Here is a 26,839-nt window from a genome sequence, read left to right as displayed (position 1 = left end):
AATCCACAAAAAGGTCAAAGGATCTCTTCGGGCTGTCACTCTACAAAGTGAATGCGGACCCATCGCTTCCACGATCGGTAGCGGTGGGTTCGCCATGCCCCGTACATCCGCGTTCGGCACCACCGGTCACCCCGGGAGTTATCGACGCACAACCCGGGAAGCGGTCGAGGCGCGTGACGGCTCTGGCTCGGTGGTGCCTCAGGCGCCGCATCGTGGTGATCGTCCTCTGGCTTGCCGCGTTCGCGGGGGTCGCCGTTGCCGCGGGGGTGACCGGATCCGCGTACTCGAACAACTACGAGGTCCCCGGGACCGAATCCGGGCAGGCCGGCGCCCTGATGGCCAAGGCTTTCCCCGGCCGGTCCGGCGACACCGACAGCATCGTCTGGCACTCCGACTCCGGGACCGTACGATCCGGCGCGGTCAAGAAGAAGATGACGCGCACGCTGGAGAAGATCGCGGAGCTGCCCGGCGTCTCGGAGATCCAAAGCCCCTACAAACCGCAGGGCGAACGGCAGATCAGCAAGGACGGGCACACCGCCTACGCCTCCGTCGTCTTCGATGTGCCCACCGACGAGCTGGACGCGGGCCGGGTCCAGAAGGTCGTCGACACCGCGCAACAGGCTTCCGGCGGCGGAACGCGGGTCGAGCTGGGCGGCGCCGGGGTCGCGCTGACCGAGGCGCCGCGCGCCCAGCTCCCGGAGATCATCGGGCTGTGCGCCGCCGCGGTCGTGCTCTTCCTCGCCTTCGGATCGCTCGCCGCGACCTTCCTGCCGATCATCACCGCGGTGGCCGCCGTCGGCACCGCCTCGGCCGGCATCACCCTGCTCAGCCATGCCATGACCATCGCCGACTTCGCCCCCATGCTGGGCATGCTCATCGGCCTCGGCGTCGGTATCGACTACGCGCTGTTCATCGTCACCCGGCACCGAAAGGGCCTCAGGTCCGGCCTGTCGGTCCAGGAGGCCGCCGAACGGGCCGTCGCGGTGTCCGGGCGCGCGGTCGTCTTCGCCGGCGCCACCGTCTGTATCGCGCTGCTCGGCATGCTGATCCTGCAGCTGAGCTTCCTCAACGGCGTCGCCCTCGCCGCCTCGCTCACCGTCGTCCTCACCGTCGCCGCCTCTGTCACCCTGCTGCCCGCCCTGCTCGGCCTGATCGGGACGCGGGCGCTGAGCCGCCGCGAACGCCGGCGGCTGGCCGACCACGGGCCGCAGCACGAGCAGCCCACCGGTATCGCCGCCCGCTGGTCCGGCTTCGTCGAGCGGCACCCCAAGCTGCTGGGTGTGGCCGCGGCCGCCGTCATGGTCGTTCTCGCACTGCCCACGCTCGGCCTTCACCTCGGCACCTCCGACCAGGGCAACAACCCCGCCACGTCCACCACCCGGCAGGCGTACGACCTGCTGGCGGGCGGCGGGAGCGGACACGGCGGCTCCGGGCACGGCTTCGGGCCCGGCGTCAACGGGCCGCTGACCCTGGTGGGCAGCCTCGACGGCGCCAAGGACCGGCTGGCCTTCGACAAGCTGCCGCGCGAACTGCGCAACACGCCCGGGGTCGCGCACGTCGGCGGCCCGGAGTTCAACGGCAGCCGCGACACCGGCGTGATCACGGTCGTACCGACCGGCTCACCGCAGTCCCAGCAGACGTCCGACCTGGTGGAACGGCTGCGCGACGACGTCCTGCCGGAGGCCGAGGGCAGCACCACCATGCAGGTGCACGTCGGCGGCGTCACGGCCGGCTACGACGACTTCGCGACCGTCATCGTCGGCAAACTGCCGCTCTTCATCGGCGTCGTCATCGCGCTCGGCTCGATCCTGCTGCTGCTCGCCTTCCGCAGCATCGGCATCCCGCTCAAGGCCGCGCTGATGAATGTCGCGGCCGTCGCCTCGTCCTTCGGGATCGTCGTCGCGATCTTCCAGTGGGGGTGGGGGAGCGAGCTGCTGGGGCTGGGCAGCGCGGGCCCGATCGAACCGTTCCTGCCGGTCATCATGGTCTCGGTGCTGTTCGGCCTCTCCATGGACTACCAGGTGTTCCTGGTGAGCCGGATGTACGAGGAGTGGCAGCTGACGCAGGACAACCGCCGGGCCGTACGGGTCGGGCTCGCCGAGACCAGCCGGGTGATCAACTCGGCGGCGGTCATCATGATCGCGGTGTTCGCGGCGTTCATCCTCAGCGGCGACCGGATCATCGCGATGTTCGGCATCGGCCTGGCCTCCGCCGTCGCGCTGGACGCCTTCGTCCTCCGTACGCTGCTGGTCCCGGCCCTGATGCATATGCTCGGCGGCGCGAACTGGTGGCTGCCCGGCTGGCTGGACCGGTGGCTGCCCCGGGTCAGCATCGAACCGCCGCCGCAGCCGAGCGGGCCGGTCCCGCTGCCCGGGCCGCGGGACGGGGAGAGTCCGCTGGTGGGGGTGTAGGCGTCCCGGCCGGGGGCTTCGGCGTCTCTGTGCCGACGGTCTCCCCTGCCTGACGCGGCGGCTCTCATCGGACTCTCAGACACGGCACCTACCGTCGCGAGCATGGGAACGACGAGGACCACCGAGAAGACCGAGAAGACCGAGAAGACCGAGAAGACCGAGAAGACCGAGACGCCCGAGGCGACGGAGCCGGCCGACAAGCGCGTCGACGAGCGGGCCGAGGGCGAGACCGTGCCGGAGCAGGCCGGCGCCACGGAGGACGCGATGTCCACCGAGGCGGGTACGAGCAACACGGCCGCCCCCGATGACGAGCAGGACGACACGGATGACGGGGCTGACCCGGACGCCGTCCCCGTAGTGCCCGCCGCCGGAGTCGCCGCCGGCGCCGGTGCCGTCGTCGCCGCGGGGCTGGGCCTCGCCTCCGTCACCGGCACCTGGCTCGGCACGCTGATGGCCGAGCGGCAGACCCTGATGGGCCAGATCAAGCTCCAGTCGGGCCGGGCCACCGACCAGATCGCCACCGTCTACGGCGCTCCTTGGCACACCACCGCCCTGGTCAACGGCGTTTTCGCGCTGCTCGCGGTGCTCGTCGCCACCGTGGTCCTGTCCCGGCCGCGGGCCACCTGGGTACGGGCCGTGGCATGGGGCGGGCTGGCGCTCGGCGTGCTGGGACTGCTGATCTCCGCGGGCATGTATCTCGACCTGTTCGCGAGCCTGCCCAGCATCCCTAAGGGCGCCGGAGCGGGTGCCTAAGTTCCGCAGGGGCGCCGTGGGCGGTGCCTAAGGAACGCGGGCACCGCGGCGCGGGTTCCTAAGGACCGTGCGGGCGCGGAGATCGGGCACTCTCCCGATGTGGTGGACCCCCCTGGGCGACGAGACTTGACGACATCGACGACCTGTCGAGACACCGAGTCATCACGTCACCGCCTTCAGGGGCACCTCACCGCCTTCAGGGAGAGACACCATGTACAACTCCGAGCTCGAAATCCGGGTCCGCTACGAGGAGATGCGCCGCGAGGCCGACCGGCAGCGCCTGGTGCGCGAGGTGACCGAGGGGCAGCGCGCCGGGCGCCGCCGGGCCGCGGCCCGCTCCGGGTCGGACGATCCCGAAGGGCGGGTGAGTGCACGGGGCTGGTGGCGGGTACGCCGCGCCGCCGTCTGACCGCGGGGCGCACATGCCGTCCCGCCTGCCGGCCCCGCAGCCGGCCCAACCGCCGTCCGCCCGGCCCCAGGTGCGCCACGCACCGGGCCGGGCGTTTCGCGTGCCGAAACCCACTGCCGGATTGTCAGACCCCTGTGCGATGCTCGGCAGCGTGGAGAACAGGTCAGTCAGTCCCGTGTTCGTCGGCCGTGCGGCCGAGCTCGCCGCGCTGGGTGACGCGCTCGTGCGTATCGCGGCCTCCGGCGCGCCCCAGGCCCTGCTGATCGGGGGCGAGGCCGGGGTCGGCAAGACCCGCCTCATCGAGGAGTTCATCGAATCCGCCCGTTCCAAGGGCGTGCTCGTCGCGCTCGGCGGCTGCATCGAGATCGGCTCCGAGGGCCTCCCCTTCGCGCCCTTCTCCGCGATCCTGCACACCCTCAACTGGCATCTGCGCGACGAGCTCGCCGCCGCCGTCGCCGGCCAGGAGGGTGAACTCGCCCGCATCCTGCCCGAATTGGGGGAGACCGCCGGTGAGACACATGACGAGGAGATCGGTCGCGCCCGCCTCTTCGAGCTGACCGCCCGCCTTCTGGAGCGGCTCGCCGCCCGCCGCACTCTCGTCGTCATCATCGAGGACCTCCACTGGGCGGACCGCTCCACCCGCGAACTGCTCGCCTACCTCCTGCGCGCGCTGCACGACGCCAACGTCCTGCTCGTCGCCACATACCGCTCCGACGACATCCACCGCCGTCACCCCTTGCGTCCGTTCCTCGCCGAGATCGACCGGATGCGCACCGTCCGGCGCGTCGAGCTGGCCCGCTTCAACCGCGCCGAGGTCCGCTCCCAGATAGCCGGTATCAACGGCAGCGAGCCCGAAGAAGGCACCGTCGACCGGGTCTTCAAGCGCTCCGAGGGCAATGCCTTCTTCGTCGAGGAGCTGGCCCGCAGCCTCGCCGACGGCTGTCTGCACGGCCTCAGCGACCCGCTGCGCGATCTCCTGCTGGTCCGCGTCGAGGCGCTGCCCGAGGACGCCCAGAAGGTCGTGCGGATCGCCGCCGAGGGCGGCTCCACCGTCGAGCATGAACTCCTCGCCGCCGTCTGCCAGATGCCCGAGGACGACCTCATCGAGGCGCTGCGGGCCGCCGTCGGCAGCAACACCCTGGTACCCACCCAGGACGGCACGGGCTACCGCTTCCGGCACGCCCTCGTCCGCGAGGCCGTTGTCGACGACCTGCTGCCCGGAGAGCGCACCCGTCTCAACCGCCGCTACGCCCAGGCGCTGGAGGCCGCCCCCTCGCTGGTCCGCTCGGATGTCTGCGCCGCCCGCCTGGCCAGCTACTGGTACAAGGCCCATGACCCGGCCAAGGCGCTGCCCGCCGTCCTCGCAGCCTCTGTCAAGGCCCGCCGCCGCCATGCGTACGCCGAACAACTGCGGCTGCTGGACCGCGCCCTGGAGCTGTGGGACGACGCGCCCAAGGAGGTCCGCCAGGGGGTGCGCCCGGTGGACTACGCCGAGGCGTACCCGGCCTGCGACGACGACGCGCTGCGCTTCCTGGACCTGCTCGCCGAGATCGCGGTCGCCGCCCGGCTGTCCGGCGACAGCGAGCGGGCCTTCACGATCACCAAACGCGCCCTGCGCTCGCTGCGCGACGAGGACGACCCCCTTCGCAAGGCCTGGTTCCTGGTGCAGCGCTCCCGGCTCGTCCAGGGCACCGGCCGCGGCGACGGCTGGGAGGACCTGGGCAAGGCGCAGGAGCTGATGCGCGGACTGCCGCCGTCGTCCGTGCACGCCGAGGTGATGGCCGCCGTCGCCGGCTGGGCGGTGCTGCACGAACCGGGCCCCGGCACCTTCGCGACCGCCGAACGGGCAGTGGAGCTCGCCCAGTTGGTGGGTGACGAGGAAGCCGAACTGAACTCCCGGGTGACGCTGGCCGGACTCCGCGTCGACGCCGGTGAGGTCGACGACGGCCTCGCCGACTTCCGTGCGGCACTGGACCTCGCCGTCGAGCGCGGCTACTTCGCGGTCATCGGGCGCGGCCACATCAACCTGCCGTCCGTCCTGGAAGGCGTCGGCCGCTCCCGCGAGGCCGTCGAGGTCACCGGGCAGGGCGTCGAACTGACCACCCGCTACGGCCTCAAGGACAACACCAGCTGGGTGCTGGGCAACCGCGCCGAATCGCTCCAGTCGCTGGGCCGCTGGGAGGAGGCGAGCCAGGCCGCCGCCGAAGCCCGCCGCCTCGGCCAGAGCGTCCGCTCGGCCGCCCTGGCCGCCAACCGCCTCACCGACCTCGCCCTGGACAAGGGCGAACTGACCGAAGCCGAGCGCGAGCTGGCCATCGCCCAGGAGCACTACGGCACCCATGACGTCCAGCCGCAGCACGCCATCCCCATGGCGCGGCATGCCCTGCGGATCGCCGCCCACCAGGGCCGTATCCTCGACGCCCGGGGCATCCTCCAGCAGACCCTGGACGCCGGATTCCCACCCGGCACCCAGCGCTATGCCTGGCCGCTGCTGTGGTCGGCCACGGCCGCCGAGTCGGACGCCCGCGGTCTGCCGGCCGCCGAGCCCGGCCGGGCCGCGATACTGGCCCGCGTCCGGGACGCCGCAAAGAAACTCCCCCGGCTCTCCCCGGTCTGGGTGGCATACGGCCACGCCGTCGACGCCGAACTCCGGCGCGCCGAGGGCCGGGAGGCACCGGACGCCTGGGCCGCGACTGTCGCGGCGTTCCGCCCCCTGGAGCGGCCGCACGAGCTCGCCCGGTCCTGCTACCGCTGGGCCGAATCGCTGCTCCACGGCACCGAGCGGGCGACCATCGGGCTGGACGGCCGTACGCCCCGGGAGGCCGCCGTACTCCTCCTCGTCCAGGCACACGCCGTAGCCGCCCGTATGGGCGCCCGCCCGCTGACCGCCGAACTCGAACTCCTCGCCCAGCGCGCCCGCATCCCGCTCCCGGGCCTCTCCGCGACCGCCGCACCGGAGGAGATACCCGACGGGGCCGACGGCTCTCCGGCGGGCGGTCCGCCCAGCGGCATCGCCCCCGCCGAATCCCTCGGCCTGACCCCACGCGAACGGGACGTGCTGCGCCTCGTCGCCGACGGCCGCAGCAACCGCCAGATAGCCGACGCCCTGTTCATCTCGCCCAAGACCGCCAGCGTCCATGTTTCCAACATCCTCGCCAAGCTGGGCGTCTCCGGCCGCGGCGAGGCGGGTGCCCTGGCCCACCGCCTGCGCCTGTTCGGCGAGCCGACGCCGAGCTAGTGGCCGTCCGGTGGATCAGGGTCGGAAGGCCCGTTGACGACTAAGTCCCAGGAGCCCCTCGCCGCGCCCCCGACAAGGTCGGACTCAGCCCGCGTTGCCCTCGGCGGCCCCGTTCCGTGGCGCCTTCACGACGACCGTGCCGGACGCAAGGTCTATCGGGCCCTCTCCGGGATCACTGTCACCCACATCGTCGACGACGAGCGACATCTTCTGCCGTTCCTCGTCGGTGTGCTTGCGACCGGGTGCGAAAAGCTCTTCGACGACGTTGAACAAGGTGCCCCCTATCGACGTGACCCGCCCCCCATTTCCCCCGAGTGTAAGCAGGCCACGCGAAAAGGGATCAGCTCACCTTGAGATGGAGAATCCGGTCATCGCCCTTGCGGGTGTCACCCCGGCCGTCCGTGTTGCTGGTGACCAGCCACAACCCGCCGTCGCCGGCCGCCACGACCGTCCGCAGCCGCCCGTACTCGCCCTCCAGGAACGCCTGCGGAGCGCCCACCGGCTTCGTGCCGTTCAGCGCGATCCGCCACAGCCGCTCGCCGCGCAGCCCGGCCATCCAGATCGAGCCCTTGGCGTACGCGATGCCGCTGGGCGAGGCGTCCGCGGTCTTCCACTGGGCGACCGGGTCCATGAACCCGGAGCCCGCCGCGCCGCCCTTGGCCCCCTTGGCCTTGCCCTCCGCCTCCGGCCAGCCGTAGTTCTTCCCCGGCTCGATCAGATTGAGCTCGTCCCAGGTGTCCTGCCCGAACTCCGAGGCCCACAGCCGCTTCTCGCCGTCCCACGCCAGCCCCTGCACATTGCGGTGGCCGTAGTCGTACACCACGGATTCCGCCGAGGGGTTGCCGTGCGCCGGCTCGCCGTCCGGCGTCATCCGCAGGATCTTGCCGCCCAGGGACTCCTTGTCCTGCGCCAGCCCGGTGTCGCCGGTCTCACCCGTACCGGCGTAGAGCATCTTGTCCGGGCCGAACGCGATCCGGCCGCCGTTGTGGATCTGGCCCTTGGGGATGCCCTTGAAAATCGTGTCGGGCTGGCCGAGTTGAATGCCCGGCGGCCGCTTCTCGTCGTAGATCATGCGCGCGATGCGGTTGTCGGTCGCGGTGGTGAAGTACGCGTACACGAGGTGGTCGGCGCCGAAGTCCGAGGACACCGCGAGACCCAGCAGACCGCCCTCACCGCCCGGTTCCACCCCCGGCACCGAGCCCAGCAGCGTCTTCTTGCCGTCCGCGGCGACCCGGAAGACGTCCCCGGTGTCGCGGGAGGCGACCAGCAGATCCCCGCCCGGCAGCGGTGCCACGCCCCAGGGCGACTTCAGACCGGTGGTCAGGGTGGCGGTCACCTTCACCGACCCCTTGGCGGGTGGTGCGGAGGGTGACGGCGTGGCGGTCGGGGTGGCCGGTGCGGCGGTGCCGGGGCTCTTGGCAGTGGCGTCGTCGGAAGGCCCGCTCTTCTCGGGCTGTGCGCCGCCGGACGAGCAGCCCGCTGCCAGAAGCAGCGAAGCGGCGGCCAACACGGCGGTCTGGGAGCGGCGTTGCACGGCAGGGTTCCTCTCGTCGGCAGGGCTGGACAAGGACACCACATCGCGCGGCCCGTTGCCCTGCGTTCGGGGTCCTGAGCCCGTCGCGACCAGCAACGATTGCTGCTGTCCGACGGCAGAGGGGGCTCAGTGCCACGACCTCGGGTCAGTACCACGACCCCCGGGCCGGCGGCAGGCTCGCGATCTCCGTCAGGTCCTCGCGGGTGAGCGCCAGATCGGCGGCCTTGGCGTTCTGCGCCGCCCAGCGTTCCTTCTTCGTGCCCGGCACCGGGACGACATGGCGGCCCTGCGCCAGCACCCATGCCAGGGCTACCTGACCCGGCGTCGCACCGTACCGGGCGCCGACCCGCCGCAGCCCGGCCACCACCGGCTGGTTCGCGGCCATCATCTCGGCGGTGAAGCGCGGGTGGCGGGCCCGTATGTCCTCCGGTTCGAAGCCCTGCCCAGGGGTGAGGGTGCCGGTCAGATAGCCGTTGCCCAGCGGCATCGCCGCCAGGAATCCCACACCGCGCGACTCGCACCACGGCAGCAGCGCCTCCAGCGCCTCCGTCGACCACACCGACAGCTCGGCCTCCACGCTGCTGACCGGGAACACCTGCTGAATACGCTCCAGTTGGCGCAGCGTGCCGTCATGCATCCGCGACCGGGGGCGCGCCCCGCCGGCCGATGCCTGGCGCTCCGTACGGGCGGTGCGTGACGGTCGCACCGCCCGCGCGCCCACCGCGCACAGTCCCAGCGACCGCACCTTCCCCGCCGCCACCAGATCCGCCATCGCTCCCCAGGTCTCTTCTATAGGCACCTCGGGATCGGCGCGGTGCAGCTGGTAGAGATCGATGCAGTCGGTCTGCAGCCGCCGCAGCGACGCGTCGCAGGCCCGCTTGACGTAACCGGGCCGCCCGTTGGCGACGATGTGCTGCTCACCTACCAGGAGCCCGCACTTGGTAGACACGAAGGCGTCTCCGCGCCGTTCCTTGAGCGCACGGCCCACCAGCAGTTCATTGGTGAAGGGTCCGTACATGTCGGCGGTGTCCAGCAGGCTGCAGCCCCGGTCCAGCGCGGCGTGCACGGCCCGCAGCGAGCCCTCTCCGCTCCGCTGCGACTCGGTGTACCCCCAGCTCATCGGCATACAGCCGAGCCCGATGGCGCCCACTTCGAGGGCCCCCGCGCCGATCGTCCTGCGCTCCACCTGGTTGTGCCTCCGTCCCCTCGCCCCCGGTCAAGGGCCAGACCAAACTAACGTCTGAGGGGAACGCCTCTTCGCATAGCCTCTGGCCATGGCATCAATTGACCGGCGTACCGACGCGCGCACCGAGCCGAGCACCGATCCGAGCAGCGCCCCGAAAGACGTGTGGCTGCCGATCCCGCCCGACGAGATCGACGGTCTCCCCGAAGGGCTGGACTACGTCCACTGGGACGCCGGCCCCGACTACCCGGCCGACCCCGCCCGGTGCGTCTTCTACGCCGTCCCCTACATGAAGGGCGCCGAGCCCTCGCTGCGCCCGCTACCGCTGATGCGCAATGTCCGGATCGTGCAGACCCTGACCGCCGGCATCGAGCACATGCTGCCCGGCCTGCCCCACATGCCGGCCGGCGCCCAGCTGTGCAACGCCCGCGGACTGCACGACGCCAGCACCGCCGAGCTCGCGCTCACCCTGATCCTCGCGTCGCTGCGCGGTGTCCCCGATTTCGTACGGGGCCAGGACGCGGGGGAGTGGCGGAATGGTTTCCAGCCAGCCCTCGCCGACAAGTCGGTCCTCATAGTGGGGTACGGTTCGATCGGCAGTGCCATCGAAGAGCGGCTCACACCTTTTGAGTGCGCGCGGGTGGCGCGCATCGCGCGCACCGCACGTGACACCGTGCGCGGCCCAGTGCTTCCACTCTCCGCCCTGAGCACCCTCCTGCCCGACGCAGACGTCGTCGTCCTGGCAACTCCGCTCACCGACGAGACTCGTGGCCTGGTCGGAGGCGATTTCCTGGCGCGTATGAAGGACGGCGCACTCCTCGTCAACATCGCCCGCGGCGGGATCGTCGACACCAAGGCGCTGCTCGCCGAACTGGAGTCGGGCCGGCTGCGCGCCGCGCTCGATGTGACCGATCCCGAACCCCTCCCGCCGGCCCATCCGTTGTGGCACGCTCCGGGCGTGCTCATCACTCCACACGTCGGTGGCCCCAGCTCTGCCTTCCTGCCCCGTGCGAAGCGGCTTCTGCGGGACCAGCTGGCGCATTTCGCGGCGGGAGAACCCCTCCGGAACGTGATGGCAACAGCAGACTGAGACGGCTGCGAATAGCTCTACGAGGCCGTATGAATGCAGGCTGTGTTCACATTTCCTTAGCTCGTCACGCTCCGTAGAGGGGCTATGTCCCTGAGTGACTGAATTGGTGTATCGTCCCGAGCGGGGACCGCGGAGTGCTGTATACGACGCGGTGCGAGATCCGGAACTCGAGGGGGGCGACGGGCGATGTACGGCCGATGGACGAATCGCGAGACGCGTGATCCACGAGCGCCCGCGGGAATACCACTGGACCCCCGGAAGCGCCGAGTGCTCCGATCACCGAACGGCCGCGCACGGGCGAGCGGGAGAGAACGGTGAGCGCCCCCGGGGCGGTGCTCTCCCGGCCGCCGGCCCAGACCAGCGGACCACCGAGCGTGGTGCCGCAATTCGCCCTGGCCGGCGTCTGCGGCGCCTATGCCGTCGGCGCCGCGTTCGGCTGGGGCTCGGCCGAAGTCGCCATGTTCATGGGGGACTTCGGGCTCAGCGTGGCCGCCCTCGTCGCGGCCGTCTCCTGCGGTCTGTACGCCCGCAAGCACCAGAGCCGCTTCCGCCCGGCCTGGATGCTGTTCGCCGCCTCCTCGGGGATGGCCGGCCTCGGCAACGGTGTATGGGGCTGGTACGAAGTCATCCTCGACACCACCGTGCCCAGCCCCTCCCTCGCTGACTTCTGCTTCCTGCTGTTCGCGCCGCCCGCCATCGTCGGCCTGCTGGTGCTCGCCAAGAGGCCGGTGACCAGGGCCGGCTGGGTCTGCCTCGGGCTGGACGCGTGGCTGATCGGCGGCTCGCTGCTCACGCTCTCCTGGAGCCTCGCACTCGCGCACACCACCCACTTCCAGGGTCGCAGTGTCGCGCAGAGCGCGCTGTCCCTCGCCTATCCGCTGCTGGACATCGTGCTGGTGAGCATGGTGCTCGCGCTGCACTTCAAACGTTCCTCGGTGCACCGCTCTGCCGTCAACACCGCCATCGCCGCACTGGCGTTGACGGTTCTGTGCGACGCCCTGTTCAGCTCGCCGCTGCTGCGCGAGCACTACCGCTCCGGCCAGATCCTGGATGCCGGCTGGTTCGCCGGCTCCATGCTGCTCGCGTACGCGCCATGGGTCGCCCGCCGCAGCAAGGGCGAGTGCGCCGACGACGACGTCGAGCGCCCCGCGCCCCGCGTCCAGCCGCACGGCAGCCGCCCCATCGCGGGCTCGCTCGCCGCCCTCACCCCGTATCTCGCCGCCGCCGTCTGCACCCTGGGCATCCTCACCAACGTCCTGGGCGGCCGGCGCATCGACCGCGTGGTGCTCTTCACCGGCTGCACGGTCGTCCTCGCCCTGGTCGTCCGCCAGGGCATCATGCTGCTCGACAACATCACCCTCACCCAGGAGCTGGCCCAGAAGGAGAACCACTTCCGCTCCCTGGTCCAGGGCTCCAGCGACGTCATCATGATCGCCGCGCCGACCGGCGTGCTCCGCTATGTGAGCCCGGCCGCCGCGGGCGTCTACGGGCGCGACGCGGAGGAGCTGGTCGGCTCCGAGCTGGCCTCGCTGATCCATCCGGAAGACCTGGGGCGGGTGGTGCACGAGGTCCGCAGATTTCTCGCCGCCGCGCCCGACGCCGAGCCGACCACCCGCATCGAATGCCGCTTCCGCGCCGGCGAGCAGCGGGCCGGCGGGGACGGCTGGCTGAACGTCGAGTCCACCGTCAACCGCCACCACGGCGGCCTGATCTTCAACTCCCGCGATGTCACCGAACGGGTCCGCCTGCAGGCCCAGCTGCAGCACAACGCCTCCCATGACGCGCTCACCGACCTGCCCAACCGCGCCCTGTTCACCGAACGTGTCAGCAAGGCCGTCACGGGCCGCCGCGCCAGCGACCTCGACACCGCCGTGCTCTATATCGACCTCGACGGCTTCAAGCAGGTCAACGACACCATCGGGCATCAGGCGGGCGACGAACTCCTGGTACAGGCCGCCCGCCGGCTCGCCGACTCCGTACGCTCCGGGGACATAGCGGCGCGGCTCGGCGGCGACGAGTTCGCCGCGCTCATCACGGGCGACGGCACCCGCGATCACGCCGCCCGTGAGTTCCGCATCCATGAGATCGCCGACCGGCTGCGCATCACGCTCTCCGAGCCGTACCGCATCGACGGCCGGGACGTCCGCGTCGCGGCCAGTATCGGTGTCGCCTTCGCCGAGCCGGGCGTCACCCCGGCGGGCCTGCTGCGCAACGCCGACCTCGCGATGTACCGCGCCAAGCAGGCCGGAAAGGGCCGGGTGGAGCTGTACGCCCCGCAGATGCAGGTCGAGGTGGTGGACCGCGCCGAGCTCGCCACCACGCTCCGTGCGGCCCTGCGGGACGGCGAATTCGCGCTGCTGCACCAGCCGGTCGTCGAGCTGGCCGGCGGCCGGGTCACCGCGGTCGCCGCGCACGCCCGCTGGCGCTCCGCCCAGGGCATCCTCTTCACCCCCGCCGAGTTCCTCCGGGTCGCCGAGCGCGGCCGGCTCAGCGACGACGGCGACCGCGCCGCCGAGCTGGGCCGCTGGCAGCTGGAGGAGGCCGTCGAGCAGGCCGCGGCGCGGCACCGCGCGGGCCACACCGTCCCGGTCGCCGTCCGGATCTCCGCCCGCCGGCTGCTGGGCGGCGACCGCAACGGGATGCCCCCCAAGAACGTCGAGGCGCTGCTCGCCCGGCACGGTCTGCCGTCCGGCTCGCTCGTCCTGGAACTGTCCGAAAGTGATCCCCGTATCCCTCTGGACGAGCTGGAGCGGCGGCTGGTCGCGCTGCGCCGGCTGGGCGTACGCATCGCCCTCGACGGCTTCGGCAGCGGTTACGCCGCCATGAGCGCGCTGCGCCGGCTCCCCGTCGACGTACTGCGGCTGGACCGCGGGCTGGTCGACGGCGTGGTGGAGTCCGCCCGGCTGCACAAGATCACCGCCGGGCTGCTGCGGATCGCCGCGGATCTCGGGATGCAGTCCGTCGCGGACGGCGTCGATCTGCCCGAGCAGGTCCTCGCGCTGCGCTCCATGGGCTGCACCCATGGCCAGGGCATGGCCTTCTCCGGGCCGCTCGACGAGCACCGGCTGCGCCGCGCCCTGACGGTCGGCAGCTACCCGGTGCCGGACCTGGCGGGCGAGCCCCGCGCGGTGGTGCTCAGCGGCAGCGGCCTGCCCGTCCGGCACGGTGGCGCGGCCGGCCCGGATGCGCTGGTGCATCCCCCATTGCGCTCAAATAGTGAGACCCCCATCCCACCCACTTGACACTCATGGTGCGCCGGGGGGAGGGTCAGTGCCATGCGCACCCGAATTCTCGTACTTGGAAAGCGCGTCGGCTGAAGCTGGGCCCTGATGAAGCCCGGCTGACCGCACCGACGCGCTCCCCTCGCTTGCCTCACGGCACGAGGGGTTTTTTGTTGCATAGCAACCTCACAAATCCCGCCAAAACCCTCAGCTTCGAGAAGAGACGCAGATGACCGAGCAGGCCTCCGGGGCCCACCATCCGCAGCCGCGGGCCCGTAACTCCGGCGGACCGCAGCAGCAGCCCGCGACCGTCGAGCACGTCACGGGCGCGCAGTCCCTCATCCGTTCGCTGGAGGAGGTCGGGGCCGACACCGTGTTCGGCATCCCCGGCGGTGCGATCCTTCCGGCGTACGACCCGATGATGGACTCCTCGAGGGTGCGGCACGTCCTGGTGCGCCACGAGCAGGGCGCCGGACATGCCGCCACGGGGTACGCCCAGGCCACCGGCAAGGTCGGCGTGTGCATGGCGACTTCGGGTCCGGGCGCCACCAACCTCGTCACGCCGATCGCCGACGCCCACATGGACTCCGTCCCGATGGTCGCGATCACCGGTCAGGTCGCCTCCAAGGCGATCGGCACGGACGCCTTCCAAGAGGCGGACATCTGCGGCATCACGATGCCGATCACCAAGCACAACTTCCTGGTCACCGACCCGGCCGAGATCCCGCGGACGATCGCCGAGGCGTTCCACATCGCGTCCACCGGACGCCCCGGACCGGTCCTGGTCGACATCGCCAAGGACGCGCTCCAGGCTCAGACCACCTTCGTCTGGCCGCCGCACACCGACCTGCCCGGCTACCGCCCGGTGACCAAGCCGCACGCCAAGCAGATCCGCGAGGCCGCCCGGCTGATCGTCGAGTCCAAGCGCCCAGTGCTCTACGTCGGCGGCGGCGTGCTGAAGGCCGGCGCCACCGCCGAGCTGAAGGTGCTGGCCGAGCTGACCGGCGCCCCGGTCACCACGACCCTGATGGCGCTGGGCTCCTTCCCCGACAGTCACCCCCAGCACGTCGGCATGCCCGGTATGCACGGCGCGGTCACCGCCGTCACCGCCCTCCAGAAGTCGGACCTGCTGATCACCCTCGGCGCCCGCTTCGACGACCGCGTCACCGGCAAGCTGGACTCCTTCGCCCCGTTCGCCAAGGTCGTGCACGCGGACATCGACCCGGCGGAGATCGGCAAGAACCGCGCCGCCGATGTCCCGATCGTCGGCGACGCCCGCGAGGTCATCGCCGATCTGATCGTCGCCGTCCAGGCCGAGTACGACGCCGGCCACCGCGGCGACTACAGCGCCTGGTGGAAGGACCTCAACCGCTGGCGCGAGACCTACCCGCTGGGCTACGACCAGCCGGACGACGGCAGCCTCTCCCCGCAGCAGGTCATCGAGCGGATCGGCAAGCTCGCCCCGGCCGACACGATCTACGCCGCGGGCGTCGGCCAGCACCAGATGTGGGCCGCCCACTTCATCGACTACGAGCAGCCCTCGACCTGGCTGAACTCCGGTGGCGCCGGCACGATGGGCTACGCCGTCCCCGCCGCCATGGGCGCCAAGGCCGGCCAGCCGGACCGTACGGTCTGGGCGATCGACGGCGACGGCTGCTTCCAGATGACCAATCAGGAGCTGGTCACCTGCGCGCTGAACAACATCCCGATCAAGGTCGCGATCATCAACAACGGCGCGCTGGGCATGGTCCGCCAGTGGCAGACCCTGTTCTACAACCAGCGCTACTCCAACACGGTGCTGCACAGCGGCCCCGAGGCGGACGGTAAGCAGCCCAGCGCCGGTACCCGTATCCCGGACTTCGTGAAGCTGTCCGAGGCCATGGGCTGTGTCGCGATGCGCTGTGAGTCCCCGGACGACCTGGACAAGGTCATCGCGGAGGCCAACGCCATCAACGACCGCCCGGTCGTGATCGACTTCATCGTCCACGAGGACGCGCAGGTGTGGCCGATGGTCGCCGCCGGCACCTCCAACGACGAGGTCATGGCCGCCCGGGGCGTGCGTCCCGACTTCGGCGACAACGAAGACGACTGAGCCCAGGACGTCACGGACGCACGGAAGAAGAGAGAAGACCGACCATGTCCAAGCACACGCTCTCCGTCCTGGTGGAGAACACCCCCGGCATCCTGGCCCGGATCGCCGCCCTGTTCTCCCGCCGCGGCTTCAACATCGACTCGCTCGCGGTCGGGGTCACCGAGCACCCCGACATCTCCCGCATCACCATCGTGGTCAATGTCGAGTCGCTGCCGCTCGAACAGGTCACCAAGCAGCTCAACAAGCTCGTCAACGTCCTGAAGATCGTCGAGCTGGAGCCGGGCTCCGCGATCCAGCGCGAACTGGTCCTCGCCAAGGTCCGCGCCGACAACGAGACCCGCTCGCAGATCGTGGAGATCGTCCAGCTCTTCCGCGCCAAGACCGTGGACGTCTCGCCGGACGCCGTCACGATCGAGGCCACCGGTTCGAGTGACAAGCTGGAGGCCATGCTCAAGATGCTGGAGCCGTTCGGCATCAAGGAGTTGGTGCAGTCCGGCACCATCGCCATAGGGCGTGGCGCCCGGTCCATCACGGACCGTTCGCTGCGCGCCCTGGACCGTTCCGCCTGACCCTCCCCGGTCCCCCGGACCGCATGGCGAGACCCGCGAACCTTTCCCACCCCGCCCGACGTACTGTGTGGGCAACCAGCTAGATCCAAGGAGATACCCGAAGTGGCCGAGCTGTTCTACGACGACGATGCCGACCTTTCCATCATCCAGAACCGCAAGGTCGCGGTCATCGGCTACGGAAGCCAGGGCCACGCCCACGCGCTGTCCCTGCGCGACTCGGGCGTCGATGTGCGCGTCGGTCTGCACGAGGGCTCCAAGTCCAAGGCCAAGGCCGAGGAGCAGGGCCTGCGCGTGGTGACGCCGGCCGAGGCGTCCGCCGAGGCCGACGTCATCATGATCCTGGTGCCGGACCCGATCCAGGCCAAGGTCTACGAGGAGTCCATCAAGGACAACCTCAAGGACGGCGACGCGCTGTTCTTCGGCCACGGCCTGAACATCCGCTACGGCTTCATCAAGCCCCCGGCCGGCGTGGACGTCGCCCTGGTCGCCCCCAAGGGCCCCGGCCACCTCGTGCGCCGCCAGTACGAGGAAGGCCGCGGCGTGCCCTGCATCGCCGGCGTCGAGCAGGACGCCACCGGCAACGCCTTCGCGCTGGCGCTCTCGTACGCCAAGGGCATCGGCGGCACCCGCGCCGGCGTCATCAAGACCACCTTCACCGAGGAGACCGAGACCGACCTGTTCGGTGAGCAGGCGGTCCTGTGCGGTGGCGCCTCGGCGCTGGTCAAGGCCGGTTTCGAGACCCTGGTCGAGGCGGGCTACCAGCCCGAGATCGCGTACTTCGAGTGCCTCCACGAGCTGAAGCTGATCGTGGACCTCATGTACGAGGGCGGCCTGGAGAAGATGCGCTGGTCGGTCTCCGAGACCGCCGAGTGGGGCGACTACATCACCGGCCCGCGGATCATCAACGAGAACACCAAGGCCGAGATGAAGAAGGTCCTCGGCGAGATCCAGGACGGCACCTTCGCCAACAACTGGATGGCGGAGTACAACGCCGGCCTGCCGAAGTACAACGAGTACAAGAAGGCCGACGAGGACCACCTTCTGGAGACCACCGGCAAGCAGCTGCGCAAGCTGATGAGCTGGGTGGACGACGAGGCGTAAGCCCAACGGACAGGGGGTCGCGGCGCAGGTCGCGGCCCCCTCGTCCATGAGGTCGTCCATGCGGCATCATCGCCTTGTCCACCGCGTAGAACCCGCACGGGTGATCCTGACGCTTCGGCGCAGGACGCGCCTGGAACCGCCACTACACTCAACACCACAAGCGCGTCAGGCTCACAACGTCGTGCGTCTTCCACGCGGCTGCCCCCTTCACCGCCTTCGGCCGTCGGGACGGCCGTCCGCGAAGGACTAGTGAGGACTGAAGACCACGTGAGCTCGAAACCTGTCGTACTGATCGCCGAAGAACTGTCGCCCGCCACGGTCGACGCTCTCGGTCCGGACTTCGAGATCCGGCACTGCAACGGCGCGGACCGCGCAGAGTTGCTCCCCGCCGTCGCCGATGTCGATGCCATCCTTGTGCGCAGCGCGACGAAGGTCGACGCCGAGGCCATCGCCGCCGCGAAGAAGCTGAAGGTCGTCGCCCGCGCGGGTGTCGGCCTGGACAACGTCGACGTCTCCGCCGCCACCAAGGCCGGCGTGATGGTCGTCAACGCCCCGACCTCCAACATCGTCACCGCCGCCGAGCTCGCCTGCGGTCTGCTGGTCGCCACCGCCCGCAACATCCCGCAGGCCAACACCGCCCTGAAGAACGGCGAGTGGAAGCGCAGCAAGTACACCGGCGTCGAGCTCAGCGAGAAGACCCTCGGTGTGGTCGGCCTGGGCCGGATCGGTGTCCTGGTCGCGCAGCGGATGTCGGCCTTCGGTATGAAGGTCGTCGCCTACGACCCCTACGTCCAGCCGGCCCGTGCCGCGCAGATGGGCGTCAAGCTCCTCACCCTCGACGAGCTGCTGGAGGTCTCGGACTTCATCACCGTCCACCTCCCCAAGACGCCGGAGACGGTCGGTCTGATCGGCGACGAGGCGCTGCACAAGGTCAAGCCGTCGGTCCGGATCGTGAACGCCGCGCGCGGCGGGATCGTGGACGAGGCCGCGCTGGCCACCGCGCTGAAGGAGGGCCGGGTCGCCGGCGCCGGTCTGGACGTCTACGCGTCCGAGCCCTGCACCGACTCGCCGCTCTTCGAGTTCGACCAGGTCGTCGCCACCCCGCACCTCGGTGCGTCGACGGGTGAGGCGCAGGAGAAGGCCGGTATCTCGGTCGCCAAGTCGGTGCGTCTGGCGCTGGCCGGCGAGCTGGTGCCGGACGCGGTCAACGTCCAGGGCGGCGTCATCGCCGAGGACGTCAAGCCGGGGCTGCCGCTGGCCGAGCGGCTCGGCCGGATCTTCACCGCGCTGGCCGGTGAGGTCGCGCTGCGGCTCGACGTCGAGGTGTACGGCGAGATCACCCAGCACGATGTCAAGGTGCTGGAACTCTCCGCGCTCAAGGGCGTGTTCGAGGACGTCGTGGACGAGACGGTGTCGTACGTCAACGCCCCGCTGTTCGCGCAGGAGCGCGGCGTCGAGGTGCGGCTGACGACGAGCAGCGAGTCGCCCGAGCACCGCAATGTGGTGACCGTGCGCGGCACCCTCGCGGGCGGCGACGAGGTCTCGATCTCCGGCACGCTCGCCGGTCACAAGAACATCCAGAAGGTCGTCGCGGTCGGTGACCACTCCATCGACCTGGCGCTCGCCGACCACATGGCGTTCCTGCGCTACAGCGACCGTCCCGGTGTCGTCGGCACCGTCGGCCGGATCCTGGGCGAGGCGGGCATCAACATCGGTGGGATGCAGGTCTCGCGGGCCGACGTCGGTGGCGAGGCGCTGGTCGCGCTGACCGTCGACGACACGATTCCGCCGAACGTGCTCACCGAGATCGCGGAGGAGATCGGCGCGACCTCCGTGCGCGCGGTGAACCTCGGCGACTGATCCGCCGGCCCTCGCGGCCCGGCACAGCGCAGGTCAACGGGCCCGGACCCCGCTTCGGCGGTGTCCGGGCCCGTTTGCGTACGCGTGCGGGCTCGCCGGGTCGCCCGGCGCCGGCCGCCCCTCCGGCTGTTCACCCGAATGGCGTACGAGATGTCGAGGGGGCGGGCGCCGCCAGCACGGTCCTGACGCCGCCGGAAGCCGGTGGCCGCCGGTCTCCCGAGTCGCTGAGGGGGTTTTCGCGACGCGCAATAGGAACTGCGCGTGCCCCCGGCGGTGCGTGTGGAAGGAGACGAGACGCCATGAATGCACCCCTGGGTGGCACCCCGCTGAATCTGACCGGTTCGCATGTGGTCGACGTGGAGGGCGCGAGGGTGGGCACGGTCCAGCAGGTCTACCGGGACGACGCCACCAACGACGCCGAGTGGATCACCGTGCGCACCGGGCTGTTCGGCATGAAGGAGACCTTCATCCCGCTCGCCGGGGCGCGGCGCGAGGGTGACCAGCTCCGCGTTCCGCACACCAAGGAGACGATCAAGGCGGCGCCGCGGATCGATGCCGAGGGCCATCTGGACCCCTCCGAGGAGGAGGAGCTGTACCACCACTACGGGATGACCCGGCCGGGTGCCGTCGGACTCGCCATCCGTCCGGTGCCCCGCACGGAGTCCGATGTGCGGCCCGGTACGGAACCCGGTATGCGGCCCGGTATGACCGAGGACGACATGCTGGCGGAGCGCGCGCGATATGTCGGCATTCCGGAGCGCGACCGCGAGATGCTGACCGACCGCCCGGAGGACCGTACCGAGCGGCCGCTGGCCGGGGCGGGAGCCGGGGCGGGGGCGATGGTGTCGCGCGGCCGGGGCGAGGAGGAGGCCAAGCGCACGGAGCAGCCGGACGAGATCGTCCTCTACGGGGAGCAGATGCAGATCGGTACCGAGGAACGCGAGAGCGGGCGGGCGCATCTGCGCAAGCACGTGGTCACCGAGGACGTGCACCGCACGGTCCCGCTGAGCCATGAGGAAGTGCGGGTGGTCCGCACCAAGATCACCGACGAGGAGCGCGCAACGGGCCGGACCGCCCCGCCGCTCGGCGAGGGCGTGGTCGAGGTGGTGCTGCACGAGGAACAGGCCGTGATCAGCAAGCGGACCGTGCCGGTCGAGCGGGTGCGGCTGGAGACCGAGCGGGTGACCGAGGAGAAGGAGGTCACCGCCAAGCTCCGCCGGGAGGAGCTGGAGCTCGACGACGGCCGGGGCGTCCGCAAGGCCGACCCGAAGGGCACCGGGCGGGACCTGGGCCGGTGACTGCGGACAGGTGGTGTACGTATGTGTAAGACGGTCGTCTGGTACGGGTGTATGGGGCGGCGGTAGGGTGCCCGTATGGGACACCGTGAAGATCTGCTGGAGGGCGCCAAACGGTGCCTGCTGGAGAAGGGGTACGCGCGTACCACCGCCCGCGACATCGTGGCCGCGTCCGGCGCCAACCTCGCCTCCATCGGATACCACTACGGCTCCAAGGACGCCCTGATGCGCAAGGCGTTCATCGCGTCCTGCGAGGAGTGGGGCGCGAGCGTGTCCGAGGTGCCCGGCGCCGACGAGGCGGTGACGGCGGGCGCCGAACCGCTGGAGCGGTTCGCCGCCTTCTGGGACAAGGTGCTGCAACGCCTCGCCACCGAGCGGGAGTTCATCGCCGCGCAGGTCGAGGTGCTGGGCCTGCTGCCGCGTGACGAAGCGCTGCGCGAGGCGATCGGCGAAGCGCTGCCGGAAGGGGGCGAGGGACTCGTCGCGCTCTTCGAAGGGGTGCCGGACACCGAGGTCGACGCGGAGTCGGCCCGCGTCGTCGGCTCCTTCTACCAGGCCCTGCTCACCGGTCTGATGGTGCAGTCGCTGATCAACCCCGACGTGATGCCCTCGGGCCGCGATCTGGCGACCGCGCTGCGCCGGGTCACCGCGGGCGAGGTACTGGGACAGCCGAAGGGCGACGGTGCATAGGGCTCGACCACGACCCATCGGACAGGCCCAGCCGGGCGGCCTTGCGATCATGGCGTGATGGACGACGAGGGCGTGCGGGACGAACCAGGGTGGAACATACGGCCCTTCGAGGGGCTGGCCGGGATGGTCCCTGGCGGGGTGCGGCTGGGGGAGCACCGGCAGGCGCTTACCGACCGGTTCGCGGCGGCGTTCGGCGACCAACTGGGTGAGCGGCGGACGTTCCGCAAGGCGCCCTGGTCGACCGGCCTGTGCGACCACTACACCGAGGGCGGGCTGATCCTCCACTTCGACGAGGGCGAACGCCTCGTCTATCTGGAGGCGTTCGACCCCGCACCGGTCTTCCACCAGGGACTGCCGCTGACGGGCCGTCCCTATGACGAGGTGGTCGCCGACCTCCGGACACGGGGCTACCGGCTTGTCGAGGACGACTCGGGCTGCGAGGCCCCGGACGCCGGGTTCAACCTCACCGCCCCCTACGGGGCGGACGACCGCGTCGACTGCGTCGGCCTCTTCCGTCGCTCCCTCGTCGCCGATCCCGTCACCCAGTCGGACGAGGAGCCGGTGGCACGGATCGCCGAGCATCGGCTGGTGTCCGGGGAGGGTACCGAGGCCGTACGGCTCGGCCAGGACCGGTGGCAGTTGCGCGGCATGCTCGGGCCCGCCTTCCAGAGCCGCCCGGACCACGGCGGCGAGAGCCAGGACTGGTATCCCGAGCACGGCCTGGTGCTCTCGTTCGACGCCGACGACCGGCTGATTTCGCTGGTCATCACCTATACGGGGCCGACGGGCACGGCTTGGTTCCGCGACGTCCAGCTGCTCGACCGCCCGTACGCCGACGTCGTCGCCGAACTGGAAACGCAGGGCGTACGCGTCGAACCGGCCGACCTGGCGGGCCGGGTGACGGAACACGGCTTCGTCCTGACCCTCCGGGGCCACGGGAACCCGGCGATGCCGGTGGCGGCGGTCGCGTTTCTCGCCGGGGCGTGAGCGAACGCGCCTACTGCTGAGCGGCCTTGAGAGACCAGCGCCTTGAGCGAACGGTGCCTTACAGCCGCGCCGCCTTGAGCGCCATGTGGAGCAGCAGGCGGTCCTCGCCGTCGTCGAGATGGAGGCCGGTCAGTTTCTCCACCCGGCCCAGGCGGTAGTAGAGCGTCTGACGGTGGATGCCCAGGAGCTGCGCGGTGCGGCTCGCCTGGCCCGCGCAGTCGAGGAACGTCTCGGCGGTGCGGGCGAGTTCGGTGTGCGCGGGCGCCAGCAGCGGGCCGAGGGCCGGGTCGGGTGCCGCCGCAGGCAGGGCGGTCAGCAGGCGGTACGCGCCGATGGTGTCCCACTGGGTGACGGGGCCGAGACGCGGTTCGGCGCGCGCCGCGCGGGCCGCGTCCAGGGCCTCCTGCCAGGTGACGGTGAGGTCGGCCAACTCGCTTGTGCCGGTGCCGATTCCGGCGGTGCCGGGCCGGGGCGGAGGAGGGCCGGCCGTACGCGAGCCGCTCCGCGATGCCTGTCCTTCGGCGGCCGGTGCGGCGCCCGCGCGGGGGGAGCGCAGCAGATGCTCGGCCACCGTGTGGGCCGGGGTGAGGGAACCGGTCGACCGCAGCCGGACGAGCGCGGCGAGGGCGGGCACGGCCGCTGTCGTACGCGGGCGGGCGGGGGCGGATCCTTCCGTACGTGCGGTGCGGCCGGTGCGGTGGTGCGGTCCGGTGTCGGTGGCCGGCGCCTCCGGCGCCTGGGCCGTCGCAGCGTCGGGGAGGCCGCCGCCCTCGGGCAGCGCACCCTCGGGCAGCGCACACGCCGCGAGCAGGCCGGGCAGGCTCGGCAGCGGTGCCGTATCGGCGTCCGCGGCGTCCCACGGCAGCACGGCGACCAGGGTGAGCGGGCCGCCCGGGGTGAAGCGCAGGGTGTCCCGCAGCGCATCGCGCAATGCGGCCGCCGCGGCCGGGCGCCCGGAGGTCTCGGACACCAGCAACTCCCTGAGCCGATCGCCCAGTTCGGAACCCGCACGGGCCTCGCCCGCCAGCAGCGCGCCGATCCGGGCGGCGGTCTCCATCGCCTGCGCGATCCGGGGGTCGGCCGGCGCTCCGTGGCCGCCGAGCGCGAGGTCGGTCAGATGGCCGTCGTCCAGCAGCCAGACATAGCCGTGCACAATGCCGCGGTGGCGTACGGGCAGACAGATCCGGCCCCTGAACACACCGGCCGCCGGATCCGGCGGGATACGCAGCGGCGTCTTGGCACGGGCGATCCCGAACGCCTCGAACCAGGCCCGTACCGCCGCCGACGACCGGCGTTGCAGGATCGACCGGGTACGCACCGGGTCCATGACCTCGTCGTCGTCGCCCTCGTGCGCACCGAACGCGATCAGCCCGAAATCACGGTCCTCCAGCGTCGCCGGCGCGCCGAGCGCCGCTGAGATCTCGTCCACGAGCTGCTGGTAGTCGCCCCGCATCCGCCGCCCGGCCCCTCTCTTGCAGTCGCCACGACCCTCACCGGCACCGCTGGTCCCACGGTCGCCGTCACCTTCGTCCCTTACCCCCATTCTCATACATCTGTCTGAGATCCCGGCCACGAAGGCGTGACAGCTGTCGATGGCCGCGAGATGGCGAGATCCTTAAGTTTCAGGTGGCTCATGTTGCCGTCGCGCTCGCCGGTCCGGCGCGCCTGAACCGGCATCCGTCATCCTGAATCGTGGAGGTGCCCCATGCTGGGTCCCGTGCTTCTCGCCGCAGCGCGCAGCGACAGCATCCGCCGCATCGTCGCGGCCACCCCGGTCACCCGGCCCGTGGTGGACCGCTTCATCGCCGGCGAGCGTCTGGACGAGTCCATGACCGTCGTCCGGGAGCTGGACGCGCGCGGCATGGAGGTCACCCTCGACCACCTGGGCGAGGACATCACCGACCCGGCCGAGGCGCTGCGCAACCGTGACGCCTATCTTCAGCTGACCGAGGCACTCAAAGGGCAGGGCCTCGGCGAACGGGCCGAGATGTCGGTCAAGCTCTCCGCCTTCGGCCAGGCGCTGCCCGGCGGCCACGAGCTGGCGCTGAAGAACGTCACGCCGGTGGTCGAGGCCGCCGCCGAGGCCGGTACGACCGTGACCCTCGACATGGAGGACCACACCACGGTCGACTCCACCCTCGCCATCCTCGCCGAGCTGCGCGAGCGCTTCCCCCAGACGGGTGCGGTGCTCCAGTCCTATCTCTTCCGTACCGAGGACGACTGTCACGCGCTGGCCGAGGAAGGCTCCCGCGTGCGGCTGGTCAAGGGCGCGTACAAGGAGCCCGCGACCGTCGCCTTCCAGGACAAGCGGGAGGTCGACAAGGCCTATGTGCGCTGCCTGAAGATCCTCATGGCCGGGCAGGGCTACCCCATGATCGGGTCGCACGACCCCCGGATGGTCGCCATCGGCCAGGAGCTCGCCCACCGCAACGGCCGTAAGCCGGCCGAGTTCGAATTCCAGATGCTGTACGGCATCCGCGAGGCCGAGCAGCAGCGGCTGGTCGCGGAGGGGCACCGGATGCGGGTCTACATCCCGTACGGCACCGACTGGTACGGCTATTTCATGCGCCGCCTCGCCGAGCGCCCGGCGAACCTGGCGTTCTTCCTGCGGTCGCTCGCCACCCGAGGCTGACCGCCCCGCCGCGGCGGATATGGGTGGATGCTGGAAACCCGGGCCGCACCGCTTGACCCACGTACGAAAACCGAGATCGAAAGCGAAGGAGACACGGCCGCTATGGACGCTGTGACCCAGGTCCCCGTGCCGGTTAACGAGCCGGTCCACACCTACGCCCCCGGCACCCCGGAGCGTTCCCGCCTGGAGGCCAAGCTCAAGGAGCTGGCCGGAAACCCGATCGAGCTGCCGATGACCATCGGCGGCGAGCGCCGGATGGGCGGCGGCGAGCGCTTCGACGTCGTGCAGCCCCACAACCACGCGGCCAAGCTCGGCACGTACGCCAACGCCACCGTCCAGGACGCCCAGGACGCGGTGGACGCCGCGCTGGCCGCCGCCCCCGCCTGGCGTGCGCTGTCCTTCGACGACCGCGCCGCGATCATCCTCAAGGCCGCCGACCTGCTCTCCGGCCCCTGGCGCGAGAAGCTGGCCGCCGCCACCATGCTGGGCCAGTCCAAGACCGCCCAGCAGGCCGAGATCGACACTCCCTGCGAGCTGATCGACTTCTGGCGCTTCAATGTGCACTTCGCGCGCCAGATCCTCGCCGAGCAGCCGATGGCGAACGCGCCCGGCGTGTGGAACCGCAGCGACCACCGCCCCCTCGAAGGCTTCGTCTACGCGATCACGCCGTTCAACTTCACCGCGATCGCCGGCAACCTCCCGACCGCGCCCGCCCTCATGGGCAACGTCGTCGTCTGGAAGCCGTCCCCGACGCAGACCGTCGCCGCCGTGCTGCTGATGCAGCTGCTGGAGGAGGCCGGGCTGCCCAAGGGCGTCATCAACCTCGTCACCGGCGACGGCAAGGACGTCTCCGAGGTGGCCCTGAACCACCCCGACCTGGCGGGCATCCACTTCACCGGTTCGACCAGGACCTTCCAGTACCTGTGGAAGACGGTCGGCACCAACATCGAGAAGTACAAGACCTACCCGCGGCTCGTCGGCGAGACCGGTGGCAAGGACTTCATCGTCGCCCACCCGTCGGCGGACCGTGCCGTGCTGAAGACCGCCATGACCCGTGGCGCCTTCGAGTTCCAGGGCCAGAAGTGTTCCGCGGCCTCCCGCGCGTACGTCCCGGCCTCCCTCTGGAACGCCGGCTTCAAGGAGGAGTTCGCCGCCGAGGTCGACTCCCTCACCATGGGCGACGTCTCCGAGCTGGCGAACTTCATGGGCGCCGTCATCGACGACCGCTCGTTCGCCAAGAACAAGGCGGCGATCGACCGCGCCAAGGCCGACCCGACCGTCGAGGTCGTGGCCGGCGGCACGTACGACGACAGCGAGGGCTACTTCGTCCGCCCGACGGTCCTGGTCTCCACCGACCCGGAGAACGAGATCTTCAAGGACGAGTACTTCGGCCCGATCCTGGGCGTGTACGTCTACGACGACGCGAAGTACGACGAGATGCTGGAGCAGATGGAGTCCGCCTCGGCCTACGGCCTGACCGGCTGCGTCATCGCCCGGGACCGCGCCGAGGCGGCCCGCACCTGCGAGGTGCTCCGCTTCGCGGCCGGCAACTTCTACATCAACGACAAGCCCACCGGCGCCGTCGTCGGCCAGCAGCCCTTCGGCGGCGGCCGCGCGTCCGGCACCAACGACAAGGCCGGCGCCAAGCAGAACCTGATGCGCTGGACGTCCACCCGGTCCATCAAGGAGACCCTGGTCCCGCCGACGGACTACCGGTACCCGCACATGGGCTGACGGCAGCAGCCGCACAGCATGGACCGCCCCCGGCCGACAC

The 26,839-nt window shown here is 70.9% G+C and carries 19 protein-coding genes; 15 read left to right on the top strand and 4 right to left on the bottom strand.

Translation table 11 applies throughout. From position 1 onward, the window contains the following. Positions 1-173 precede the first annotated feature (173 nt). The 4 genes from AB0I10_RS13845 to AB0I10_RS13830 all read left to right on the top strand — a co-directional run bounded on the left by AB0I10_RS13845 (position 174) and on the right by AB0I10_RS13830 (position 6,811). Positions 174-2,411 (top strand): MMPL family transporter, encoded by a 2,238-nt coding sequence (locus AB0I10_RS13845; protein ID WP_363152647.1) that lies wholly within the window; start codon positions 174-176, stop codon positions 2,409-2,411. 102 nt (positions 2,412-2,513) lie between these two features. After that, the gene (locus AB0I10_RS13840) at positions 2,514-3,164 is read left to right on the top strand and encodes a hypothetical protein (protein ID WP_363152646.1); all 651 of its coding nucleotides are present in this window, start codon (positions 2,514-2,516) and stop codon (positions 3,162-3,164) included. A 211-nt stretch (positions 3,165-3,375) separates the two neighbouring features. After that, a complete protein-coding gene (locus AB0I10_RS13835; protein WP_363152645.1) occupies positions 3,376-3,573 on the top strand; it encodes a hypothetical protein in 198 nt (65 codons plus the stop codon). 139 nt (positions 3,574-3,712) lie between these two features. Continuing rightward, positions 3,713-6,811, top strand: a complete 3,099-nt coding sequence (locus AB0I10_RS13830; RefSeq protein WP_363152728.1) for an AAA family ATPase — start codon at positions 3,713-3,715, stop codon at positions 6,809-6,811. An 84-nt stretch (positions 6,812-6,895) separates the two neighbouring features. Here AB0I10_RS13830 and AB0I10_RS13825 read toward each other — a convergent pair whose 3' ends face one another. From AB0I10_RS13825 to AB0I10_RS13815, 3 genes are all read right to left on the bottom strand, one after another. Further along, positions 6,896-7,084, bottom strand: coding sequence for a DUF6191 domain-containing protein (locus tag AB0I10_RS13825; RefSeq protein WP_363152644.1), 189 nt, complete (start codon positions 7,082-7,084; stop codon positions 6,896-6,898). A gap of 67 nt (positions 7,085-7,151) precedes the next feature. After that, positions 7,152-8,345 (bottom strand): PQQ-dependent sugar dehydrogenase, encoded by a 1,194-nt coding sequence (locus tag AB0I10_RS13820; protein ID WP_363152643.1) that lies wholly within the window; start codon positions 8,343-8,345, stop codon positions 7,152-7,154. A gap of 145 nt (positions 8,346-8,490) precedes the next feature. Then, positions 8,491-9,531, bottom strand: coding sequence for an aldo/keto reductase (locus AB0I10_RS13815; protein ID WP_363152642.1), 1,041 nt, complete (start codon positions 9,529-9,531; stop codon positions 8,491-8,493). Positions 9,532-9,619: 88 nt separating this feature from the next. On the opposite strand from AB0I10_RS13815, the gene AB0I10_RS13810 reads away from it, so the two are divergent. The 9 genes from AB0I10_RS13810 (at position 9,620) to AB0I10_RS13770 (ending at position 22,433) form a co-directional block, all read left to right on the top strand. Beyond that, a complete protein-coding gene (locus AB0I10_RS13810; RefSeq protein WP_363152641.1) occupies positions 9,620-10,618 on the top strand; it encodes a 2-hydroxyacid dehydrogenase in 999 nt (332 codons plus the stop codon). A 374-nt stretch (positions 10,619-10,992) separates the two neighbouring features. Further along, positions 10,993-13,860 (top strand): EAL domain-containing protein, encoded by a 2,868-nt coding sequence (locus AB0I10_RS13805; RefSeq protein WP_363152727.1) that lies wholly within the window; start codon positions 10,993-10,995, stop codon positions 13,858-13,860. 208 nt (positions 13,861-14,068) lie between these two features. Beyond that, positions 14,069-15,931, top strand: a complete 1,863-nt coding sequence (locus AB0I10_RS13800; RefSeq protein ID WP_363152639.1) for an acetolactate synthase large subunit — start codon at positions 14,069-14,071, stop codon at positions 15,929-15,931. 44 nt (positions 15,932-15,975) lie between these two features. After that, the gene (gene ilvN, locus AB0I10_RS13795; RefSeq protein ID WP_136742741.1) at positions 15,976-16,500 is read left to right on the top strand and encodes an acetolactate synthase small subunit; all 525 of its coding nucleotides are present in this window, start codon (positions 15,976-15,978) and stop codon (positions 16,498-16,500) included. A 102-nt stretch (positions 16,501-16,602) separates the two neighbouring features. Further along, positions 16,603-17,601, top strand: coding sequence for a ketol-acid reductoisomerase (gene ilvC / locus AB0I10_RS13790; protein ID WP_363152638.1), 999 nt, complete (start codon positions 16,603-16,605; stop codon positions 17,599-17,601). Between the two features lie 267 nt (positions 17,602-17,868). Next, positions 17,869-19,461 carry a phosphoglycerate dehydrogenase gene (gene serA / locus AB0I10_RS13785; RefSeq protein WP_363152637.1) on the top strand — a complete coding sequence of 531 codons (1,593 nt, stop codon included), beginning with the start codon at positions 17,869-17,871 and terminating at the stop codon, positions 19,459-19,461. Between the two features lie 299 nt (positions 19,462-19,760). Then, entirely contained in the window at positions 19,761-20,759 is a 999-nt protein-coding gene (locus AB0I10_RS13780) for a PRC and DUF2382 domain-containing protein (RefSeq protein ID WP_363152636.1), read from the top strand. A gap of 75 nt (positions 20,760-20,834) precedes the next feature. Next, complete coding sequence (locus AB0I10_RS13775; protein ID WP_363152635.1) at positions 20,835-21,446, top strand: TetR/AcrR family transcriptional regulator; 612 nt, start codon at positions 20,835-20,837, stop codon at positions 21,444-21,446. Positions 21,447-21,503: 57 nt separating this feature from the next. Further along, complete coding sequence (locus AB0I10_RS13770; protein WP_363152634.1) at positions 21,504-22,433, top strand: hypothetical protein; 930 nt, start codon at positions 21,504-21,506, stop codon at positions 22,431-22,433. Between the two features lie 58 nt (positions 22,434-22,491). Here the strand turns inward: AB0I10_RS13770 and AB0I10_RS13765 are convergent, their stop codons facing one another. After that, entirely contained in the window at positions 22,492-23,886 is a 1,395-nt protein-coding gene (locus AB0I10_RS13765) for a helix-turn-helix domain-containing protein (RefSeq protein ID WP_363152633.1), read from the bottom strand. A 252-nt stretch (positions 23,887-24,138) separates the two neighbouring features. On the opposite strand from AB0I10_RS13765, the gene AB0I10_RS13760 reads away from it, so the two are divergent. Further along, complete coding sequence (locus AB0I10_RS13760) at positions 24,139-25,065, top strand: proline dehydrogenase family protein (protein ID WP_363152632.1); 927 nt, start codon at positions 24,139-24,141, stop codon at positions 25,063-25,065. A 102-nt stretch (positions 25,066-25,167) separates the two neighbouring features. Then, positions 25,168-26,799, top strand: a complete 1,632-nt coding sequence (gene pruA / locus AB0I10_RS13755; RefSeq protein WP_363152631.1) for an L-glutamate gamma-semialdehyde dehydrogenase — start codon at positions 25,168-25,170, stop codon at positions 26,797-26,799. The last annotated feature ends 40 nt before the right edge of the window (positions 26,800-26,839 follow it).

This window comes from Streptomyces sp. NPDC050636 (genome assembly GCF_040654775.1).
Lineage (GTDB): Bacteria > Actinomycetota > Actinomycetes > Streptomycetales > Streptomycetaceae > Streptomyces.
This window is presented reverse-complemented; position numbering and strand designations above follow the sequence as displayed.

Coding starts and splice junctions, on each gene's coding strand:
- AB0I10_RS13840 (WP_363152646.1), top strand. CDS start 2,514: ATGGGAACGACGAGGACCACCGAGAAGACCGAGAAGACCGAGAAGACC.
- AB0I10_RS13835 (WP_363152645.1), top strand. CDS start 3,376: ATGTACAACTCCGAGCTCGAAATCCGGGTCCGCTACGAGGAGATGCGC.
- AB0I10_RS13830 (WP_363152728.1), top strand. CDS start 3,713: ATGCTCGGCAGCGTGGAGAACAGGTCAGTCAGTCCCGTGTTCGTCGGC.
- AB0I10_RS13810 (WP_363152641.1), top strand. CDS start 9,620: ATGGCATCAATTGACCGGCGTACCGACGCGCGCACCGAGCCGAGCACC.
- AB0I10_RS13800 (WP_363152639.1), top strand. CDS start 14,069: ATGACCGAGCAGGCCTCCGGGGCCCACCATCCGCAGCCGCGGGCCCGT.
- ilvN (WP_136742741.1), top strand. CDS start 15,976: ATGTCCAAGCACACGCTCTCCGTCCTGGTGGAGAACACCCCCGGCATC.
- AB0I10_RS13780 (WP_363152636.1), top strand. CDS start 19,761: ATGAATGCACCCCTGGGTGGCACCCCGCTGAATCTGACCGGTTCGCAT.
- AB0I10_RS13775 (WP_363152635.1), top strand. CDS start 20,835: ATGGGACACCGTGAAGATCTGCTGGAGGGCGCCAAACGGTGCCTGCTG.
- AB0I10_RS13770 (WP_363152634.1), top strand. CDS start 21,504: ATGGACGACGAGGGCGTGCGGGACGAACCAGGGTGGAACATACGGCCC.
- AB0I10_RS13765 (WP_363152633.1), bottom strand. CDS start 23,886: ATGCGGGGCGACTACCAGCAGCTCGTGGACGAGATCTCAGCGGCGCTC.
- AB0I10_RS13760 (WP_363152632.1), top strand. CDS start 24,139: ATGCTGGGTCCCGTGCTTCTCGCCGCAGCGCGCAGCGACAGCATCCGC.
- pruA (WP_363152631.1), top strand. CDS start 25,168: ATGGACGCTGTGACCCAGGTCCCCGTGCCGGTTAACGAGCCGGTCCAC.